At 65.8% G+C, this 18492-nt stretch carries 16 protein-coding genes and 1 tRNA gene; 9 read left to right on the top strand and 8 right to left on the bottom strand.

The annotated features are described in order from the left end of the window. Nucleotides 1-123 precede the first annotated feature (123 nt). The 3 genes from AACH06_RS28445 (at nt 124) to AACH06_RS28455 (ending at nt 2585) form a co-directional block, all read left to right on the top strand. Nucleotides 124-1821: a hypothetical protein gene (locus tag AACH06_RS28445; RefSeq protein WP_341429199.1), complete on the top strand. Its 1698-nt coding sequence runs from the start codon at nt 124-126 to the stop codon at nt 1819-1821. 24 nt (nt 1822-1845) lie between these two features. Then, nucleotides 1846-2139 (top strand): antibiotic biosynthesis monooxygenase family protein, encoded by a 294-nt coding sequence (locus AACH06_RS28450; protein WP_341429200.1) that lies wholly within the window; start codon nt 1846-1848, stop codon nt 2137-2139. A gap of 62 nt (nt 2140-2201) precedes the next feature. Continuing rightward, nucleotides 2202-2585 (top strand): RidA family protein, encoded by a 384-nt coding sequence (locus tag AACH06_RS28455; protein WP_341429201.1) that lies wholly within the window; start codon nt 2202-2204, stop codon nt 2583-2585. A gap of 287 nt (nt 2586-2872) precedes the next feature. Here the strand turns inward: AACH06_RS28455 and AACH06_RS28460 are convergent. The 3 genes from AACH06_RS28460 to AACH06_RS28470 all read right to left on the bottom strand — a co-directional run bounded on the left by AACH06_RS28460 (nt 2873) and on the right by AACH06_RS28470 (nt 4031). Continuing rightward, nucleotides 2873-2949: transfer RNA gene (locus AACH06_RS28460), tRNA-Pro, on the bottom strand. 98 nt (nt 2950-3047) lie between these two features. Beyond that, nucleotides 3048-3545 (bottom strand): ribonuclease E activity regulator RraA, encoded by a 498-nt coding sequence (gene rraA / locus AACH06_RS28465; RefSeq protein WP_341429202.1) that lies wholly within the window; start codon nt 3543-3545, stop codon nt 3048-3050. A gap of 21 nt (nt 3546-3566) precedes the next feature. Then, nucleotides 3567-4031 (bottom strand): Lrp/AsnC family transcriptional regulator, encoded by a 465-nt coding sequence (locus tag AACH06_RS28470; RefSeq protein WP_341429203.1) that lies wholly within the window; start codon nt 4029-4031, stop codon nt 3567-3569. A 106-nt stretch (nt 4032-4137) separates the two neighbouring features. Here AACH06_RS28470 and yedA point away from each other — a divergent pair, with 106 nt between their 5' ends. After that, on the top strand, nt 4138-5049 hold the full coding sequence (yedA, locus tag AACH06_RS28475) for a drug/metabolite exporter YedA (RefSeq protein ID WP_341429204.1): 912 nt from the start codon (nt 4138-4140) through the stop codon (nt 5047-5049). 127 nt (nt 5050-5176) lie between these two features. On the opposite strand, the gene AACH06_RS28480 is transcribed toward yedA, so the two are convergent. Both AACH06_RS28480 and AACH06_RS28485 read right to left on the bottom strand, forming a co-directional pair. Then, nucleotides 5177-6910 (bottom strand): thiamine pyrophosphate-binding protein, encoded by a 1734-nt coding sequence (locus tag AACH06_RS28480; protein WP_341429205.1) that lies wholly within the window; start codon nt 6908-6910, stop codon nt 5177-5179. 27 nt (nt 6911-6937) lie between these two features. Continuing rightward, a complete protein-coding gene (locus AACH06_RS28485) occupies nt 6938-8176 on the bottom strand; it encodes an MFS transporter (protein ID WP_341429206.1) in 1239 nt (412 codons plus the stop codon). Nucleotides 8177-8240: 64 nt separating this feature from the next. Here AACH06_RS28485 and AACH06_RS28490 point away from each other — a divergent pair, with 64 nt between their 5' ends. The 4 genes from AACH06_RS28490 (at nt 8241) to AACH06_RS28505 (ending at nt 11515) form a co-directional block, all read left to right on the top strand. After that, a complete protein-coding gene (locus AACH06_RS28490) occupies nt 8241-9095 on the top strand; it encodes an AraC family transcriptional regulator (protein ID WP_341429207.1) in 855 nt (284 codons plus the stop codon). A gap of 56 nt (nt 9096-9151) precedes the next feature. Further along, a complete protein-coding gene (nadA, locus tag AACH06_RS28495; protein ID WP_341429208.1) occupies nt 9152-10264 on the top strand; it encodes a quinolinate synthase NadA in 1113 nt (370 codons plus the stop codon). Then, nucleotides 10264-11136 (top strand): carboxylating nicotinate-nucleotide diphosphorylase, encoded by an 873-nt coding sequence (gene nadC / locus AACH06_RS28500; RefSeq protein ID WP_341429228.1) that lies wholly within the window; start codon nt 10264-10266, stop codon nt 11134-11136. Before nadA ends, nadC begins: the two co-directional genes overlap by 1 nt. 94 nt (nt 11137-11230) lie before the next feature. Then, nucleotides 11231-11515, top strand: coding sequence for a late competence development ComFB family protein (locus AACH06_RS28505; protein WP_341429209.1), 285 nt, complete (start codon nt 11231-11233; stop codon nt 11513-11515). Nucleotides 11516-11616: 101 nt separating this feature from the next. Here AACH06_RS28505 and nadB read toward each other — a convergent pair whose 3' ends face one another. Together nadB and pstS are read right to left on the bottom strand one after the other, a co-directional pair. After that, nucleotides 11617-13263 carry an L-aspartate oxidase gene (gene nadB / locus AACH06_RS28510; protein ID WP_341429210.1) on the bottom strand — a complete coding sequence of 549 codons (1647 nt, stop codon included), beginning with the start codon at nt 13261-13263 and terminating at the stop codon, nt 11617-11619. Between the two features lie 101 nt (nt 13264-13364). Next, complete coding sequence (pstS, locus tag AACH06_RS28515) at nt 13365-14435, bottom strand: phosphate ABC transporter substrate-binding protein PstS (protein WP_341429211.1); 1071 nt, start codon at nt 14433-14435, stop codon at nt 13365-13367. 297 nt (nt 14436-14732) lie between these two features. On the opposite strand from pstS, the gene AACH06_RS28520 reads away from it, so the two are divergent. After that, nucleotides 14733-15713 (top strand): YncE family protein, encoded by a 981-nt coding sequence (locus tag AACH06_RS28520; protein ID WP_341429212.1) that lies wholly within the window; start codon nt 14733-14735, stop codon nt 15711-15713. A gap of 60 nt (nt 15714-15773) precedes the next feature. On the opposite strand, the gene clpB is transcribed toward AACH06_RS28520, so the two are convergent. Next, complete coding sequence (gene clpB, locus AACH06_RS28525) at nt 15774-18365, bottom strand: ATP-dependent chaperone ClpB (protein ID WP_341429213.1); 2592 nt, start codon at nt 18363-18365, stop codon at nt 15774-15776. Between the last annotated feature and the right edge of the window lie 127 nt (nt 18366-18492).

Consider the following 18492-nt stretch of genomic DNA (forward strand, 5'->3'; position numbering starts at 1 on the left):
CTCGCCGAATCGGCGCCCAAGAGCTCGGGCTGAAGCCGTTTCTGGCATCTCGAGCCCAGATTCCGTGTTCTTCAGCGTCCATGCACGTCGCGCCATGCTTTGTGCAGACCATCCTTAGAGGACATGGTTTACGCTGAAGCCAATGAAGCGATAGAAGGATTCTGTCGGCGCGAGCGGTGTGCATACCTTCCGGTGCTGACCCCTCTTCTTTGGCACGAACACCCGCAGGTTTTCAGGTCGGTGATCGGGCACTTTGTTGAGATAGATTGTGACGACGGTGCTCTGGATGTGATTGCCCAGCACCTGCTGGAACCCGGCATCCGAAACGCGAAGGACTTTGGTTTCCAGTCGCCGACGGCCCATGATCTGTGCGAATACCTTGACCAGTGGGCCAATCCAGCCAAAGCTGAGCTGCATAGACGCCGAGCGGCTCAGATCGCCCGCCAGGCCATCGTCGAATCGTTGGACTCGGACAACCCTGCCGAGCGCCTGGCAATTGTCCGAAATAGCTGGTTGTCAGCCGGCGCGCTGATTCGTGCGATATGCCAATTCCCCGTAGATGGGGCCGCCGGTGTGCTAGAGCGCGTTGCGCTCAACAGCAACCTGGAACCGAGGTTGCGCGCAGAGGCCTTGCTGCGGTATAAGGCCCTCACAGGCATCACGCTGGCAGCTCGGAAACAGTTGATCAGCGAGTTCTTCGCATTGGATTCCGGCCCCGTCGAAATCACAGGGAATTTTATTGGAAGCCTGGTCGCCCATGATTTGGTGACAATGGAGGAACTTGCGCATGGGGCCGCAAATCCAAAGTGGACCGGTGGCGTTGTGGAAGCGATTTCTCAATGGCTCAGCCGCGACAAAATAGAGAATGTCGCAACTGTCGCGGTGAGGGGACTACGTGTCGCCTTGGCTACATTGAGTCAGAAACTGTCGTCCGACACCGAAGAGATCCGCTATGTGGTTGAGTGTCTACGAGCACTACCGCGAACACCGGACGACGACGCGGGGATTCGACAGTCATTGCAGTCGGCTCTTGCGTCTGCCGGACACATGGCTGACCGTCCGTGGGTTGCTAAGGAGGTGATGACCATGCTGTTGGCATTTAACGGGGGCGCCGCACTTGATTTAGACACCATGAATCCATGGGATGCCATGCAGGAGCATTGGCGGCGTGAAAACATCTATTGGCAAAGCGCTCTGCAATTGCTTGTGGAGGCAGGTGCCATCAGCCCCGAACGCCGGCTTGTTTTACCGCAGAGAATCTCCGAGACAACAATGGCCGACATACATGATCAACTGGAATCAGTCTTGCGCTCAGGTGGTAGGGGCTGCCATAAGTGGCTGAACAGCACGTCTTATGAACATCGCCACGATGAGCTGTTTTCATCGTTTGTCTCCCTCGCACACCAACCCATGGTACTGGACAGCGTGGTGCAGTCAGGTGGAATGGAAATTTCAATCACCGCTGACGACGCCCAACCTCGAGAGGCGAAGGACTATGGCATTCCGGTTCTTTCCACAGAAGGCACCCGGATGCAGGTGGTGGCTTCATTTCAGGGGAAATCATTCAAGTTTTACGCACATCCCAATGGAACCTACACGGATGCCTGGGCCGTCCTCCACGCGTTCAACCAATTCATGGCGCAACTTGGGCGATCAGAAAGAGCTTTTTGGCTCGGCAGTGAGCAGGAAGGCGAAGACGAAGGTTTATTTGTTTGTGCGTTACCGGATAAATTCTTGGCGGCCTGCGAAAAATTGCGCATTCCGTTGCGCGACAGCAATGCGGCGCGTCGAAAACCATTCGACGATGAGCAAACCAACTAACCCTTTAAACCGCGAGAAAATTAAATGCAAAAAAAAGCTTTAGTTGTAACGATCGAATTCGAAACTGAGTCTTACCCGCACTCTTTGAGAGCCCTGCTTGACCATCGGCAACGCTGTATCGACACAGAACCCGGCACACTGCAATTCGAAGTGCTGGAACCTGAGGGGAACAAGAACACGGTCATCTTGTTCGAGGTGTACGCCAATGCGGCGGCACTCAACGACCACAACTCGGGCCACAGCTTGGCGCTGTTCAAAGAACAGGTCGGGTCATCTATCAAAATGGCCTCACACCGATCTGCCGCGGTCATAGACTGACTCTTGGGCAGCAATACTAGGCCCTGTCAAAACATTCCCAGAGAAAAATAGACCTCCAAATCATGCGTCAATTCATCACTGAAGGCCCCGGCCTTCCGAAGTGGAGTGCCCCCATCAGCCATGCCGTCGTCGTTGGCAACATCTGTCATTTGAGCGGCCAACTGTCCGTGAATGAGTCGGGTGAGTATGTTCCAGCCAGTGCACTTGAGGAAGCCAAGATGGCCTTTGGCAATCTGTTTGCGGCGGTCCGGGCGTCCGGCTTCTCGATCGACGACATCACTTTCATCGACATCGCATTTTCGGATCTGAAGGACATTTCCGACATCAATGCGTTATATGCCGAACTCTTCCCCGAGGGCCGACGGCCCGCACGAACGGTATATCAGGCAGCAGCGCTGCCGTTCGGGGGAAAGGTCAAGGTGTGCGGGGTGGCCGTTCGAGATTGATGGCACATCGCTGCAGGCTCTTCTGGCGGAAGAAGAGTGAGAGCGAAAATCATTTGGGGCGCCCCGAGGACAAGCCGTCAATCGATCACGATCGAACCATCAATCCGGGAGCACCGCGCCCGGCGATTGGGCCAGATTCAACTTGAACCGATGGTGTTTCAACCCGTCGCGCCGCGAGCCGTATAACCCAAACAAGCAACGACCATCGCCCGATGAATCGTCTGTGGGTGACCCGATCCCTCGGGCGAGTCACCTCCGGATTGACCGAGGTGAACTCTTGAATTGATTGGTCGGGGTGAGATGATTCGAACATCCGACCCACTGCTCCCAAAGCAGTTGCGCTACCAGGCTGCGCTACACCCCGACGAAGCTGCGCATTGTAGCCGTGTGCGGCGACATGGCATCGGTGCGGCGCGTTGCATTTCAGCCAATCAGCGAGCGCCCCGCGCAAGGGCAGAAGCCTCAGAGCGCGGTGGACGAGACCACGATGCCGTCTTCGTCGGCGTAGAGCCAGTCGCCGGGGCGTATCCAGGTGCCCTGGATGCGCACGGGCTCGTCGAGGCTGCCCTCTTCCCGTTTGTACGAGGGCATGGGGCAATGCCCGAGGGCGAAGATGCCGACGTCGGCGGCGCGCAATTCGGCCAGATCGCGCACGACGCCGTTGATCAGCACGCCCGCCCAGCCGTGTTGGGCGGCGAAGCCGGCCAGGTTGCCGCCCAGCAGCGCCCGCTGCATCGAGGCGCCGCCGTCCACCACGATCACCCGGCCGTCTCCCGGCGTCTGCAGCAGCTCACGCAGTTTGGCGTTGGCCTCGTGGCAACGCAACGTGCGCACCGGCCCATGAAACGCCATGCGTCCGCCGTACGAGCGAAATACGCCAGGCAGCACGCGGAAGTCGTCGCTGGCCGAATCGCGAAAGCGATCGCACAGATCGCAGGTCGAGATGGTGGGGGTGGCCATGGTGGGTAATCCAAGCAAGCTTCAAGCCGGCGGATTCTCGCGCCGGGCTGGCGCCACCGGCTGGTGTTCCCGCACCGACTTGAGGATGATCGATGTGCTGGTGACCGAGAGCTCGCAAAAGCGCGAGACCACCGCATCGAGGTGCTCGACATCGGTCACGGCGATGTCCAGCACCCAGCTGTCTTCGCCGGTCACGTTGTACGCGTTGACAACTTCGGGCGTCTCGTTCACCAGGCGCACGATGCGGTCGAATTCAGTGCGCCCCACTCGGATCACCGCGCGAATGCCGTAACCCAGCGCTTTGAGGTTCACCGTGGCGCGGTATCCGGTGATGACGCCGCCCGCCTCCAGCTTGCGCACTCGCTCGGTCACCGCGGGTTGAGACAGGTGCACGCGGCGCCCCAGCTCGGTCATGGACAGGCGAGCGTCGGCTTGCAGTTCCGCCAGGATGCGGGCGTCGTAGGCGTCGAGTTCGGGGGCAGGCATTTGCAAAGCATAGCGCCGGTTCGACCATGAAATCAAAGGCTCATCCAAATCCGGACCTTGGACTTCCCATGGATCGGGCTGGATGACTTGCCTAACATTTCGCCCCATGACGACCACCATTGCCACCCGCCCGCCGCTGCTGGGCCTGTCGCCGTTGCTGATCGCCTGCTTGGCCGCCACCTGGCTGGTCTGGGGCTCGACGTATCTCGCGATCAAGTATGCGCTGCTGAGCTTTCCGCCCTTCTTCCAGATGGGCACACGCTTTCTCACCGCCGGAGCGATCCTTCTGGCATGGATGCGATGGCGCGGCGCCGCGTTGCCCACGGGGGTTCAGTGGCGCAATGCTTTGATATGCGGCACCTTGATGCTGGGCGGCGGCATGGGCGGCACCGCAGTGGCTGAAACCTCGGTGGGTTCGGGGCTGGTGGTGGCGTTCATCGCCGTGCTGCCGCTGATGATCGCGCTGGTGAACCTCTGCTACGGCGTGACGCCGGGCAAGATGGAAAGTGCCGGCATCGCCGTGGGCGTTGTCGGCGTGATGATGCTCACCCAGGGCGACAGCTTCCAGGCCTCGACCCATGGGCTGATCGCGGTGACGGTGGCCTGCCTCACCTGGTCGATCGGCAGTGTGCTGAGCCAGCGCACCCTGCCCTTGGCCCCCGGCGCGATGGGCTTCGCCAGCGAGATGCTGTGTGGCGGCGTGGTGTTGATGGGCATGTCCGCCTTCGCGGGCGAGACGCCCACGTGGCCGCCTCAGCCCGAGGCGGTGGCGGCCTGGGTGTACCTGGTGGTCTTTGGCTCGCTGATCGCGTTCAACGCCTACATGGTGTTGCTGGCGAAAGCCTCGGCGGGGCTGGCATCGAGCTACGCTTTCGTCAACCCGGTCATCGCGATGCTGCTGGGCGTGGTCATCGCCAACGAGACCGTCACCGGTTTCGAGTGGGCCGCGGTGGCAGTGGTGCTGGCCGGCGTGGTGCTGCTGGTGGGCAGCCGTACGCGGGAAGAGCCGGGGCACTGACCGGCACCCCAGCGTTTTTCACCCGCCACCGGGGCCCCGCCGATGCAGCATCGCTGCCGTGTTGGGGCCTGGCGGCGTGGAGCACCCAAGGTGATTCGGCTGATGCGGTCTCGGCGTCGTTCGCCGATCAGGGCTTCTGCCGTGCCAACCGTGCCAACCTTGCCAAAGCGGCCTCGCGGATGGCGCTGAGCGTGCCGCGGGTGTGGCTCACGTCCGTGTCCAGCTTCAGGTGGATCAGGCTGGGCTGGCCCGAATCCAGCGCGGCCGCGAGCGCGGGCTCGAAGGCCTCGGTGCTGCCCACGGTCTCGGCGCGCCAGCCATAGGCCCGCGCCAGCGCAGCGAAATCTGGGTTGGCCAGGTGAGTGCCGCTGACGCGCCCGGGGAACTCGCGCTCCTGGTGCATACGGATGGTGCCGTAGCTGCCGTTGTCGACCACGATGCTGATCAGTCGTCTGGCGCCATGTGCCATCGCCGTGGCCAGCTCTTGCCCGTTCATCAGGAAATCGCCATCGCCCGTGAGGTTGATGACCACCCTCTGCGGCTGGGTGAGGCTCGCCGCCACCGCGGCCGGCAAGCCGTACCCCATGGAGCCGGCCGTGGGCGCCAACTGGGTCTTGCCGGCCAGGGCCAGCCCGCGGTAATGCAGGTAGCGATGCAGCCAGCCGGCGTAATTGCCGGCGCCATTCGTGTAGATGGTGTCGGCGGGCACCAGGCGCTCGATCGTCTTGATGACCACCGCCATGTCCAGCGGCGCCACCGGCGGGTGCTCGCGGTTGGCCTCGTAGTCGGCGTGCGCCGCTGCCGTCCATGCGCCCCAGGGGACCTGCGGCGGCGCGGCCATCGATTCCAGCGCCTTGCCGGCGCAGCTGAGCGAGGCCTGCAACGCGATGTCAGGGGTGTAGACCCGCCCCAATTCCTCGGCCCCCGGGTGCAGGTGCACCAGCACCTGGCGCGGCCGCGGCGGCGTCAGCAAGGTATAGCCGCTGGTTGTCATCTCGCCCAGGCGCACGCCGACCGCGATGACGAGGTCGGCTTCGTCGCGAATCCGCTGGGCCAGCTTCGGGTTGATGGCGATACCCACGTCCCCGGCGTATTGCGGGTGCAGGTTGTCGAAGGTGTCCTGGAAACGGAAGGCGCAGCCCACCGGCAGTTGCCAGTTCTCGGCAAAACGCCGCAAGGCCAGCGCGCTGTCGCGCGTCCACCCGTGGCCGCCCACCAGCAGGAACGGCCGCTGCGCTGCCACCAACCGCGAACGCAGATCGCGCAGCGCGCCCGGCGCCGGCCACGCTTCGGCCGGCTCGACGCGCGGCAGCACGGGCGCGGTCGTCGGCGTGGTGAGCAGGTCTTCCGGCAGCGCCAGCACCACCGGCCCCGGCCGGCCTTGCATCGCCACATGAAAGGCCCGGGCGATGTACTCGGGCAGGCGGTTGGCATCGTGCACTTCGGCCACCCACTTGGCCATGCCCAGCGTGCCGGGGCCGAAGACCTGGCGGTAGTCCAGCTCCTGGAAGGCCTCGCGGTCACGCTGGTCTGAGGCCACCTGGCCCACCAGCAGGATGAGCGGCACACTGTCCTGGAAGGCGGTGTGCACGCCGATCGCCGCATTGGTGGCGCCCGGGCCGCGGGTGACGCAGCACACGCCGGGCCGGCCGGTCAGCCGCGCATGGGCATCGGCCATGAAGGCGGCGCCGCCCTCTTGCCGGCAAATGACGAATCGGATCTGGTCGCGGTGCTCGTGCAGGCCGTCCAGCACGGCAAGGTAGCTCTCGCCCGGCACGCCGAAGACGGTGTCGACACCCTGGGCGACGAGCGCCTCGACCAGCGCATGGCCGGCGAGGCGTGAAGAGGTGGTTTCAGACATGCGCGGCACTGTAGCGCCGCGCCAGGCTCACCGAACGCGGCGACGGAAGATGCCGACCAGGCTGGCGGCGGTGATGCCCATCACCAGCGCCAGGGCCGAGCCGTAGAAGATGCCCTGGGCGTGACCGCGATCGAGCAGCGCGCCGAACACCGGTGCAGCGAGTGCGAAGCCGATGTCCAGCCCCGAATAGACCGTGCCGTAGACACGCCCGGTGGCGCCGGGTGGCGCGGCGCGCTTGATGAGCATGTCGCGCGAGGGGCCGGCCAAGCCGGTGCCGAAGCCGGCGATCGCCGCCACACCCGCGGCAGCGACGCCCGGCAGCCAGCCCGTACCAGCGAGCATCAGCAAGGCCGCGGCACCCGCCATCGCGAAGCCGATGTTGCGTTCCAGCGCCTGCGATCTCGAGACCAGGAAACCGCCGACCACCATGCCCACCGCACCGCACAGCATGTAGCCCGTCACGACGAAGGCGGTGATCGAGTCGGGCAAGCCGTACATCGATTTCAGGGCCGGGCTGGCAAAGCTCTGGATGGCGCTCAGCGCCGCGGTGGTGAAGAAGAAGAACGAGAAGCACAACCACACCGACGGCAGCCGCAGGAACGCCATCGGGTGTTCGGCGGGCACCGCCACGGCGCCGGCCTTCTCATGGGCCCACTCGCCACGCCGATCGTCGATCGCGTCGCGGTAAAGCACCAGCAGCATCAGCACCGCGCCCGCCACCAGGGCGCAACCCACGTAGGCCATGCGCCAGTTGCCGGTGGCCTCGGTGAGGCCGATGAGGAACACCGGCGCCAACGCCCAGCCCAGGTTGCCCGAGATGCCATGCACCGAGAAGGCATGCCCCAGCCTGGGCTGCGACACACGCTTGTTGAGGATGGTGAAGTCCACCGGATGGAAAGGCGAGTTGCCCAGCCCGGCCAGCGAGGCGGCGAGCATCAGGCCAGCAAAGCCGTTGGCGCTGGCCGCCGCCAGCGCGGCCAAGATGAAGCTGCACAGCGCCGCATAGAGCACCGGCCTGGCACCCGTGCGATCGACCAGGAAGCCGGCCAACGCCTGGCCGATGCCCGAGATGACGAAGAACGTGGTCACCAGCAGCCCCAGCTCCGAGTAGCTCAGGCCGAACTCGGTCTTGAACACCGGGATCAGCGGCGGCAGCAGCATGTGAAAGAAGTGCGAGCAGCCATGCGCGAGGCCGATCAGCCCGATGGTGGCGAAGTCGCGCCGAGCGGTGTCGGCCGCGGGCAATGGGACGGTGACTGAATTCATGGGCTCACTGTAGGCAGGCCGGCCTCGTCAGGGTTACGATAGTTCGACAAGTTCTATCGAATTCATGCCAAAGACCTCCCTGCCCCGCCGCTCGCGCACCAGCCTCCCCCCTCTGGACCCGATGCGCTACGAGCCGACGCCCGGACGCCCCATCCGCGGCAAGGCACGGCACATGGCCCACCAGATGGACATCCAGCCGCACTGGCATTCGTGGGCTCAACTGGTGTTCTCGGTCACCGGTGCCGTGCGCGTCTCGGCCCAAAGCGACGGGCCGGACAGCAGCTACCTCGTGCCGCCATCGCGCGCCGTGTGGATCCCCCCGGGCGTGGTGCATGCGGTGACCGCCGTCGAGCAGGCCGATCTGCGAACGCTGTATCTGCACGCCCAGGCGGTGGGGGCGCTCTGCGCCGGTGGCAGCGATTGGTCGCGCTGCCGCGTGCTGGAAGTGACGCCCCTTCTGCGCGAGCTGGTGCTTCAGCTGGCCATCGAGCCCGATGCGGCCCCCGACACCGACGCCGACCGGGCCCGTGAACAAGGCATCAGCACACTCATCCTCGACGAGCTTCGGCGCGCCCGCAGCCTGCAGCTGGGCCTGCCGCTGCCGCGCGAGGGCCGGCTGCGCCGGGTCTGCGAGGCGATGCTGGACGAGCCGCTGCGGCATGCGGACATCGAAGGCTGGGCCGCCGAAGCGGCCACCAGTGCCCGCACTCTGTCGCGCTGGTTCACCGACGAGCTGGGCACCAGCTACGGGCAATGGCGCCAGCAGTTGCTGCTGGCCAAGGCCCTGGCCATGGCCGCGCGCAAGCAACCGATGCGTCTGATCGCGGCAGAGCTCGGCTACGCCAGCCCCAGCGCCTTCAGCGCGATGGTCACGCGCGCGGTCGGCATGCCGCCGAGCCGCTTCTTCGCCGAAGCCTGACCGAGCCGCAAGACCCCTTCCGCCGCCCACGGTGGCGCCCCACCTAGAATTTCCCCATGACAGAAGCCGTCTACGACTACACCCGGCAAGATGCGACCGGCGCCACCTGCACCGCGCACGCCTGGGCCAAGGTGCCGCCGCCCTTGACGCGGCCGCAACGTGAAGAACTCAAGGCCAAGGCCGCCGCGTTGCTGAAAGCGAAGAACGCGGTGCTGGTCTCGCATTACTACGTTGAAGACGATCTGCAGGACCTGGCCCTGGAAACCGGCGGCTGCGTGGCGGATTCGCTGGAGATGGCGCGCTTCGGCCGCGACCACGCCAGCCAGACACTGGTGGTCGCCGGCGTGCGATTCATGGGCGAGTCGGCCAAGATCCTGTCGCCCGGCAAGCGGGTGCTGATGCCCGACCTGGACGCCACCTGTTCACTCGATCTGGGTTGCCCGCCGGATGATTTCGCGCGCTTTTGCGATGCGCACCCGGACCGGCAGGTGGTGGTCTACGCCAACACCAGCGCCGCCGTGAAGGCCCGGGCCGATTGGATGGTGACCAGCTCTTGCGCGCTGGCCATCGTGCAGCACCTGAAAGACAGCGGGCAGAAGGTGCTGTGGGCACCCGACAAGCACCTGGGCCGCTACATCCAGCAGCAGACGGGTGCCGACATGCTGCTGTGGAACGGAGCCTGCATCGTGCACGACGAGTTCCGGGCCACCGAGCTGGAACTGTTGAAAGCCGATCACCCCGGTGCGATGGTGCTCGTGCACCCCGAATCGCCCGAAGCGGTGGTGAAGCTCGCCGATGTCGTGGGCTCGACCTCGCAGATGCTCAAGGCGGTGGTCGACGGTGCCGCGAAAGAGTACATCGTCGCCACCGACAACCAGATCATGCACCGCATGCGTCAGCTCGCCCCGGGCAAGACTCTGATCGAAGCCCCCACCGCCGGCAACTCGGCCACTTGCAAGAGTTGCGCGCACTGCCCCTGGATGGCGATGAACGGCCTGCAGGGTGTGATCGACTGCCTGGAACGCGGCGCGGGCGAGATCCACGTCGACCCGACCATCGGCCGCCAGGCGGTGCGCTGCATCGACCGCATGCTTGACTTCGTCGCGAAGAACCCCAGCGCCCTCGCCCCGCGCGTGCAAGGCATGGTCAAGGGCATTGGAGCCGCATGATGTTCGATCACGACGAATCGCTGGACGAAGCCCGCGCCCGCAACGTGCGCGACGCGCTCTTCGAAGACATCGGCCGCGCCGACTGGACCGGCCTGCTCGTGCCCGCCGGCCGGCGGGTGAAAGCCCGCGTCATCGTGCGCGAAGAGGCGGTGCTGTGCGGTCGCGATTGGTTCGACGCCTGCCTGACGGCGCTCGATGCCCAGGGTCGCGTCGATTGGCGCTACGCCGAGGGCGCGACGATGGCCTCAAACACGCCGGTGTGCGAGATCGAGGCCGATGCCCGGGCGCTGCTCTCGGCCGAGCGGCCCGCTTTGAATTTTCTGCAGCTGCTGTCTGCGACAGCCACGGTCACGCGGCGCCATGTGGATGCGATCGAAGGTGCTTCGCCCAACCCTCGGGGCTGCGCAGTGCTCGATACCCGCAAGACCATTCCAGGGTTGCGGCAAGCTCAGAAGTATGCGGTGCGTGTCGGCGGGGGCCAGAACCAACGGCTGGCGCTGTGGCATGGCATCCTGATCAAGGAGAACCACATTGCTGCGGCCGGCGGCATTGGCCCGGTGCTGCGAAACGCCCGTGAGTTGAATGCGGGGGTCGAGATCCAGATCGAGGTCGAATCGCTCGCCCAGTTGCAAGAAGCCCTCGACCACGGGGCCACCAGCGTGCTGCTGGACAACTTCAACCCCCAGCAGATGCGCGACGCCGTCGCACTGACGGCCGGACGCGCCCTGCTGGAAGCCTCAGGTGGCATCACGCTCGAAGGCTTGCGCGAGATCGCCGCCACCGGCGTCGACCGCATCTCGATCGGCAAGCTCACCAAGGACGTCATCGCCATCGACTACTCGATGCGCGTGCTCGACCGGCTGTCCGCCTGACTCTGGGCCCCAAAAGTCACGCATTTCCGATGGACCGACCGCGGCCGAACAGTGACACTGCCAGCCTGTTCGATTGGGTTTGACGCACCACGCCATGGACACCGCCTCGATCCACAACTTCTACGAAAAGCCCGTCTTCGCCACCGTGCTCGATCAGGCGCAGCATTACCCGCACCTGCAAGGCAATGACGACACGCTGGCCGACATCGCCTGTGTGGCCCTGAACCGGCTGCCGCCGCGCTACATCCGCCACGACGTGGATTTCGCCTTCTTCCAGACGGAGCAAGAGCGCACGGAATCCGAACGCGCGGTGCAAGAAGCCGTCGAATTCGCTTTCGGATTCGTGCAGGCTCGCAACGCGATGCGCGCCCGGCGCTGATCTCACCCGAGCGCTGCCGTCTCCCTCTGGTGACGGGCCGGCGCAACGGCCGGGCCTTCAACGCCCATCCACGCCCCTCAACGCCCGACCACGGCAGACGCTCACGCAGCGCTGCTTCGTGCCGGCCGGGTGAGCACTGTCGGGAAACTGACGGGCAGAGTCTGCGGGAAGTCGCGGCTGTAGTGCAGGCCCCGGCTTTCGTGGCGGACGAGCGCGGAGCGCACGATCAACTCCGCGCACTCCACCAGGTTGCGCAGCTCCAGCAGATCGCGCGTCACCCGGAAGTTGGCGTAGTAATCGTCGATCTCGCTGCGCAGCAATTCGATGCGGTGCAGCGCCCGCTCCAGCCGCTTGGTGGTGCGCACGATGCCGACGTAGTTCCACATCAGCAGGCGCAACTCATCCCAGTTGTGCGAGATCACCACCTGCTCGTCGGCGCTTTCGACCAGGCTTTCGTCCCACGCCGGCACCGGCGGCACGGCGGCTTGGGCGCTCTTGAGGATCGAGGTGGCGCAGGTCCGGCCGATCACCACGCATTCGAGCAATGAATTGCTGGCCAGGCGATTCGCCCCGTGCAAGCCGGTGTAGGTGGCTTCTCCCACCGCATACAGGCCCGGCAGGTCGCTGCGGCCCTCGAGGTCGGTCACCACCCCACCGCAGGTGTAGTGCGCCGCCGGAACCACCGGAATGGGCTGGCGCGCGATGTCGATGCCCAGCGACATGCACCGGGCATGGATCGTCGGGAAGTGCTCTTTGAGGAACGCTTCGCCCAGGTGCGTGGCATCGAGCCACACATGGTCGACGCCATGCTTCTTCATTTCGAAGTCGATCGCCCGGGCGACGATGTCGCGCGGCGCCAGCTCGGCCCGTTCGTCGTGTGCGGGCATGAAACGCGGGCCCCACGGCTCTTCCGGCGTGGCATGGCCATTGGCCGGCAGGCGCAATACCGCCCCCTCGCCGCGCAGCGCCTCGGTGATGAGGAAGCTGCGCTCCTGGGGGTGGTACAGGCAGGTGGGGTGGAACTGGATGAACTCCATGTTCGCCACCCGGCAGCCGGCCCGCCACGCCATCGCGATGCCGTCGCCGGTGGCCGTGTCGGGGTTGGTGGTGTAGCGGTAGGTCTTGCCCACGCCCCCGGTGGCCAGCACGACCGCGCGCGCGGGCAAGGTCTCGACGCGCTGGCGGTCGATGTCCAGCGCGTAGACGCCATGGCAGCGTGGCGGCACGCCTTCGCGCTTGAGGTGTCGCTCGGTGATCAGATCCACCGCCATCCATCGCTCGCGCAGTGTCACCTTCGGGTGGGCTCGGGCTCGTGCCAGCAGCGCTTCGTGGATGGCGCGGCCGGTTGCGTCCGCGGCGTGGGCGATCCGGCGCACGGCGTGGCCGCCCTCGCGGGTGAGATGCAGGCCCAGCGGGCCGCTCGGGTCGGGGGAGAACGGCACGCCCTGCTCGACCAGCCATTCGATGGCCTCGGGGCTGTGCTCGGCGATGAAGCGGGCGGTCTGCTCGTCCACCAGGCCTGCGCCCGCATCCTGCGTGTCACGCACATGCGACTCGACGCTGTCGTCCGAGCCGAGCACGCCGACGATGCCGCCCTGCGCCCAAGCGGTGGCGCCCTCGTGCAGGTTGCGTTTGGCCAGCACGACCACGTCCTGACCCTGGGCCGCCAGGTGCAGCGCCACCGTCAAGCCCGCCAGCCCGGCCCCTACCACCACCACCGGGGCCGCTGCGTCTGTCAGGGTCTGCATCTCATCGAGGGCTCTGGGCCGTTCATTCACAAAACGGTCATTCTAGGAGCCCGGCTGCGCGCCCGCGTCGCCCTGTCGCGCTCAGGTGGCTGGCAGTACGGTCATTTCATCGCCCCGGCCACCACGCCCACGCCGAGCGCCTCACCCTGCGGGCCGGTGACCCGGGCGATCTCTCGGAAGGCACTGGCCTGAACCTTGGCCGGCAGTGGCACGAAGCGCGCCTGGCGCGCCAGCGAATCGCCGTGCAGGTAGCCCCAGGTGATGAAGCGCAGGGCCAGCTCGGTGCTTTCCTTCTTTTGCGCGACGCGGGGCACGGCAATGTAGGTGGCCATGGTCACCGGCCAGCTCCGCGCGCCAGCCCGGTTGGTCAAGCTGGCCGAAAAGTCGCCGGCGGTGAACCAGCCGCTGCGCACCGCCGCTTCGCGAAAGCCCTCGGCACCGGCCGCCACGAACTGGCCATCCGCGTTGCGAAGCGTCGCCATCGCCAGGCCGTCGTCCTGGGCGTTGTTGAAGTCAATCCAGCCAATGGCGCCCGGCGTGTTGCGCACCGTCTCCGACACCGCCGACGTGCTCGTCACCGGCAGGGTACCCGCCCCCCAGTCGATCCGCGGGGCCACGCCCTTGCGCTGCTTCCACTCGGGGCTGATCTGGCTGAAGTAGTCCGACACGTAGAAGTTGGCACCGGCGAAGTCCGAACGCACCACCAGCTTGATCGGCAGCGCGGGCAGCTTCACGTCGGGGTTCAGCGCGCGGATTTCCGGCGCGTCCCAGTGGGTGATCTGGCCAAGGTAGATGCGCACCAGTCGCTCACCATCCAGGCGCAAGGCATTGCTCGCCACGCTCGGCAGGTTGATCACCGGCACCACGCCGGTCAGCGCGGTGGGCACCATCACCCAGTCGTTCTTCTTCAGCTCGTCGGCGGTGGCCATCACGTCGGAGGAGCCGAAATCCACCTCTCGCTTGGCCAACTTGGCCATGGCGGCGTTCGATCCGATCGCCTGGTAGGCGAGCTGGTGCCCGTTGCTCTTGGCAAACTCGCCTGCCCAGGTCTTGTAGATCGGCCCCGAGGCGAACGAGCCCGCCCCGGTGATCGTTTCGGCGCGAGGCGCCATCAATGCGAACGCCAGCCCGAGCCCGACGAGGCCCGCGCGAAACCCAACGATGTCCAACATGGTTGTCCGCGGCGTCGATGCGCCAGCGTTGTCAACGAATCGGTCTAACCTAACAGCCGATTCGGGCGGCGTCCAGCTATCCCCTGGCGGCCACATATGACACTTGCGTGATCACCGATTTCGTTGTTAGGCCGACCGGGCCTTCCCCCACTCGATCGGATCGCGCCTCGCGCAGCATCGCCCCCACCAGGTTTTCAATCGCCAGACTTTGAGGCAACGCAACCATGCGCCATGCCGCCCTCGTAGAGTGGTTCGGTTGGCGTGCATTTCGCACGCCCGCCCGCTGGAGGATCACACATGGGCAAGACCATTTCGCACCTCACCTGGGCCAGCGTCGTGCTGGCCTGTTCCGTGCCGGCCTGGGCCGACCGGGTGAAGCCCGTCGAAACCACCGACTGGGGGCACCCCTTCGGGGACCACAACACCACCATCCGCGGGCTGGCATTCGACGGGCAGCGCTACTACGTGGCCGATGCGCTGGACCACTTCATCGACAAGCGCCCGCGTGACAACACCGGGCGCATCTACATCTACGACCTGGAAGGGCACCTGATCAAGCGCATCCCCGAGGTGCCGCCGGTCAAGCACACGTTTTTCCCGCACGGCGTGGCCACCGATGGCAAGCACCTGTGGACCACCGACTATTTCGGCAACCACATCTACGAGTACGACATCGATTCAGGCGCGTTGCTGCGCACGATGGCCTCGCCCGTGAGCAGCCCCGTCCGCATCGACTACCAGAAGTCGACCCGCACCCTGTGGATGGCCGGCTATGGCAACCCGGCGGTCACGCAGGTAGATCTCGACGGCCAGGTGGTGTCGAGCATCACCACCAGTGGATTCGGGCCCAACCTGCTGCCCGCCGTGGATGGCCGGGGCGATCTGTGGGTGTCGGGCCCGATCGGCCTGGACAACCCCGCGCCATTCAAGCGATACGCCGATGGCGGCGCGGTGCTGCAGACCTACGAGCCGGTGGCATGGAGCAGCCTCGCCACCGACATCCACAACCGCAGTGGCGGTTTCGTGGTGGATCTGAAACCGGTGTTCAACGCCAGCCTGAATCGCTGGGAAAGCCGCTTTCGCCGCTACGACGTGGACACGGTGGGCGGCCGCACGCCAGGCCTGAGCGGCGCGTCGGTGCGCTGCGAGAACCAGCGCACCGCGCAGGCGGTGACGGCGCATGCCGGCGCACCGGCGCAGTGGAACTGCGAAGACGGCGGCCTCGCGGTGCAGGCGGGTGACCCGATCCGCATCGAACTCACCGGCACGGTGCGCTGAGGCTGACCGGGGCCCGGGTGTCACCGGGCGCGGCGGGCCGAGGCCCGCCGCCAGAGCGCTTCAGTGCACGACGCGTTCGAACTTGAACTCGCCGTTCTCGAAGCGCACGGGGATGACGTCCTTCGCACCGAACCGGCCTTCGAGGATCAGCCGCGCGACCGGGTTCTCGATCTGCTGCTGGATCGCCCGCTTCAGCGGCCGGGCGCCGAACACCGGGTCGAAGCCGACCTTGGCGATCTCGGCCAGCGCTTCCGCCGAGACATCCATCTTCATCTCCATCTTGGCCAGGCGGCCCTCCAGCGCCTTCAGCTGGATCTTGGCGATGGACTCGATGTGCTTCTGGTCGAGCGCATGGAACACCACCGTCTCGTCGATCCGGTTCAGGAACTCGGGACGGAAGTGCTGCTTGACCTCGGCCCACACCGCGTCGCGGATGGCTTCGCTGGGTTGCCCCGCCATCTGCATGATCTGGTGCGAGCCCAGGTTGCTGGTCATCACGATCACGGTGTTCTTGAAGTCCACCGTGCGGCCCTGGCCGTCGGTCAGGCGGCCATCGTCGAGCACCTGCAGCAGCACATTGAAGACATCCGGATGCGCCTTCTCGACCTCGTCGAGCAAGAGCACGCTGTAGGGCTTGCGACGCACCGCCTCGGTGAGCGCACCGCCCTCTTCATAGCCCACGTAGCCGGGGGGCGCGCCAATGAGTCGGCTCACCGAATGCTTCTCCATGAACTCGCTCATGTCGACGCGGATCATGTGATCCTCGCTGTCGAACAGGAAGCCGGCCAGCGCCTTGCACAGCTCGGTCTTGCCCACGCCGGTGGGGCCGAGGAAGAGGAACGAGCCGAGCGGACGGTTCGGATCCGACAGGCCGGCGCGGCTGCGGCGGATGGCATCGGCCACGGCCACGATGGCCTCGTCCTGCCCGACCACGCGGTCGTGCAGCTTGGCTTCCATCTGCAGCAGCTTGTCGCGCTCGCCCTGCATCAGCTTGCTGACCGGGATGCCGGTGGCGCGGCTCACCACCTCGGCGATCTCTTCGGCGCCGACCATGGTGCGCAGCAGTTGGGGCCCCTGGCCACCCTTGGCCTTGCCGGCCTCCTTGGCCTGCGCATCCTTCAGGCGCTTCTCCAGCTCGGGGAGCTTGCCGTACTGCAGCTCGGCCACCTTGTTGAAATCACCCTTGCGCTTGAGCTCTTCGACCTGGAACTTGATGCGATCGATCTCTTCCTTCACTTGGGCCGAGCCCTGGGCGGTGGCCTTTTCGGCCTTCCAGATCTCTTCGAGATCGGCGTACTCGCGCTCCAGCCGCAGGATCTCTTCCTCGATCAGCCCCAAACGGCGCTGCGAGGCCTCGTCATGCTCTTTGCGCACCGCCTCACGCTCGATCTTCAGCTGGATCAGCCGGCGGTCGAGCTTGTCCATCGCCTCCGGCTTGGAGTCGATCTCGATCTTGATCTTGGCCGCGGCTTCGTCGATCAGGTCGATCGCCTTGTCGGGCAGGAAGCGGTCGGTGATGTAGCGGTGGCTCAGCTCGGCCGCCGCGACGATGGCCGGATCGGTGATCTCGACGCCGTGGTGCACCTCGTACTTCTCCTGCAAGCCGCGCAGGATGGCGATCGTCGCCTCGACGCTGGGCTCGTCGACCAGCACCTTCTGGAAGCGGCGTTCGAGCGCAGCATCTTTTTCGACGTACTTGCGGTACTCGTCGAGCGTGGTCGCGCCGATGCAGTGCAGCTCACCACGGGCCAGGGCCGGCTTGAGCATGTTGCCGGCGTCCATCGCGCCTTCGGCCTTGCCCGCACCCACCATCGTGTGCAACTCGTCGATGAAGAGGATGATGCGGCCTTCGTCGGCAGCCACCTCCTTCAGCACGGCCTTCAGCCGCTCTTCGAATTCGCCCCGGTACTTGGCGCCGGCCAGGAGGCCGGCCATGTCCAGCACCAGCACGCGCTTGTCGCGCAGCGAATCCGGTACCTCGCCGGCCACGATGCGCTGGGCCAGGCCCTCGACGATGGCCGTCTTGCCGACGCCCGGCTCGCCGATCAGCACCGGGTTGTTCTTGCTGCGGCGCTGCAACACCTGGATGGCCCGGCGGATCTCGTCGTCGCGGCCGATCACCGGGTCGAGCTTGCCTCGGCGGGCGCGCTCGGTCAGGTCGAGCGTGTACTTCTTCAGCGCCTCGCGTTGGCCTTCGGCTTCGGCCGAATCGACCGTCTGCCCACCGCGCACCGCGGTGATCGCCGCCTCGAGCGACTTGCGGGTGAGGCCGTGGCCCCGCACGATGCCGCCGATATCGCTTTTCGAGTCAGCCAGGGCCAGCAGGAACATTTCGCTGGCGATGAACTGGTCGCCGCGCTTGGCGGCCTCCTTGTCGGCGGCCTGCAGCAGTTGCACCAGGTCTCGCCCAGCCTGCACCGGCCCGCCGCCCTGCACGCTGGGCAAACCGTTGATGGCGGTTTCCATGGCGGTGCGCAAGGCGGCCGAATTGGCGCCAGCGCGATCCAACAGCGCCTTGGGGCCATCGGGTTGATCGAGCATCGCCTGCAGCAGGTGGGCGGGCTCGATGTAAGGGTTGTCGCGGGCAACGGCCAGGCTTTGGGCCTCGGCCAGGGCCTGCTGGAAAGCGGTGGTGAGTTTGTCGAGACGCATGGAATGGAACCTCCGTTGCGCTTCCAAGTGGGGCAAGCTGCGTACCTTTCAAGATGGTCCGCAGCGCCACATCCGGCGAGCTTGATCCCGATCAAACCGCGCCGGTGTCACACCCGGCGCGACACTC

The organism is Ideonella lacteola (assembly GCF_038066555.1).
GTDB classification, from domain to species: domain Bacteria; phylum Pseudomonadota; class Gammaproteobacteria; order Burkholderiales; family Burkholderiaceae_C; genus Ideonella; species Ideonella lacteola.

Bases quoted from the DNA above. Each gene is read 5' to 3' on its own strand.
- AACH06_RS28455 (WP_341429201.1), top strand. From the start codon at position 2,202: ATGCGTCAATTCATCACTGAAGGCCCCGGCCTTCCGAAGTGGAGTGCC.
- AACH06_RS28520 (WP_341429212.1), top strand. From the start codon at position 14,733: ATGGGCAAGACCATTTCGCACCTCACCTGGGCCAGCGTCGTGCTGGCC.
- AACH06_RS28490 (WP_341429207.1), top strand. From the start codon at position 8,241: ATGCCAAAGACCTCCCTGCCCCGCCGCTCGCGCACCAGCCTCCCCCCT.
- AACH06_RS28505 (WP_341429209.1), top strand. From the start codon at position 11,231: ATGGACACCGCCTCGATCCACAACTTCTACGAAAAGCCCGTCTTCGCC.
- AACH06_RS28485 (WP_341429206.1), bottom strand. From the start codon at position 8,176: ATGAATTCAGTCACCGTCCCATTGCCCGCGGCCGACACCGCTCGGCGC.
- pstS (WP_341429211.1), bottom strand. From the start codon at position 14,435: ATGTTGGACATCGTTGGGTTTCGCGCGGGCCTCGTCGGGCTCGGGCTG.
- AACH06_RS28450 (WP_341429200.1), top strand. From the start codon at position 1,846: ATGCAAAAAAAAGCTTTAGTTGTAACGATCGAATTCGAAACTGAGTCT.
- clpB (WP_341429213.1), bottom strand. From the start codon at position 18,365: ATGCGTCTCGACAAACTCACCACCGCTTTCCAGCAGGCCCTGGCCGAG.
- nadB (WP_341429210.1), bottom strand. From the start codon at position 13,263: ATGCAGACCCTGACAGACGCAGCGGCCCCGGTGGTGGTGGTAGGGGCC.
- yedA (WP_341429204.1), top strand. From the start codon at position 4,138: ATGACGACCACCATTGCCACCCGCCCGCCGCTGCTGGGCCTGTCGCCG.
- AACH06_RS28445 (WP_341429199.1), top strand. From the start codon at position 124: ATGGTTTACGCTGAAGCCAATGAAGCGATAGAAGGATTCTGTCGGCGC.
- nadA (WP_341429208.1), top strand. From the start codon at position 9,152: ATGACAGAAGCCGTCTACGACTACACCCGGCAAGATGCGACCGGCGCC.
- nadC (WP_341429228.1), top strand. From the start codon at position 10,264: ATGTTCGATCACGACGAATCGCTGGACGAAGCCCGCGCCCGCAACGTG.
- AACH06_RS28480 (WP_341429205.1), bottom strand. From the start codon at position 6,910: ATGTCTGAAACCACCTCTTCACGCCTCGCCGGCCATGCGCTGGTCGAG.
- rraA (WP_341429202.1), bottom strand. From the start codon at position 3,545: ATGGCCACCCCCACCATCTCGACCTGCGATCTGTGCGATCGCTTTCGC.
- AACH06_RS28470 (WP_341429203.1), bottom strand. From the start codon at position 4,031: ATGCCTGCCCCCGAACTCGACGCCTACGACGCCCGCATCCTGGCGGAA.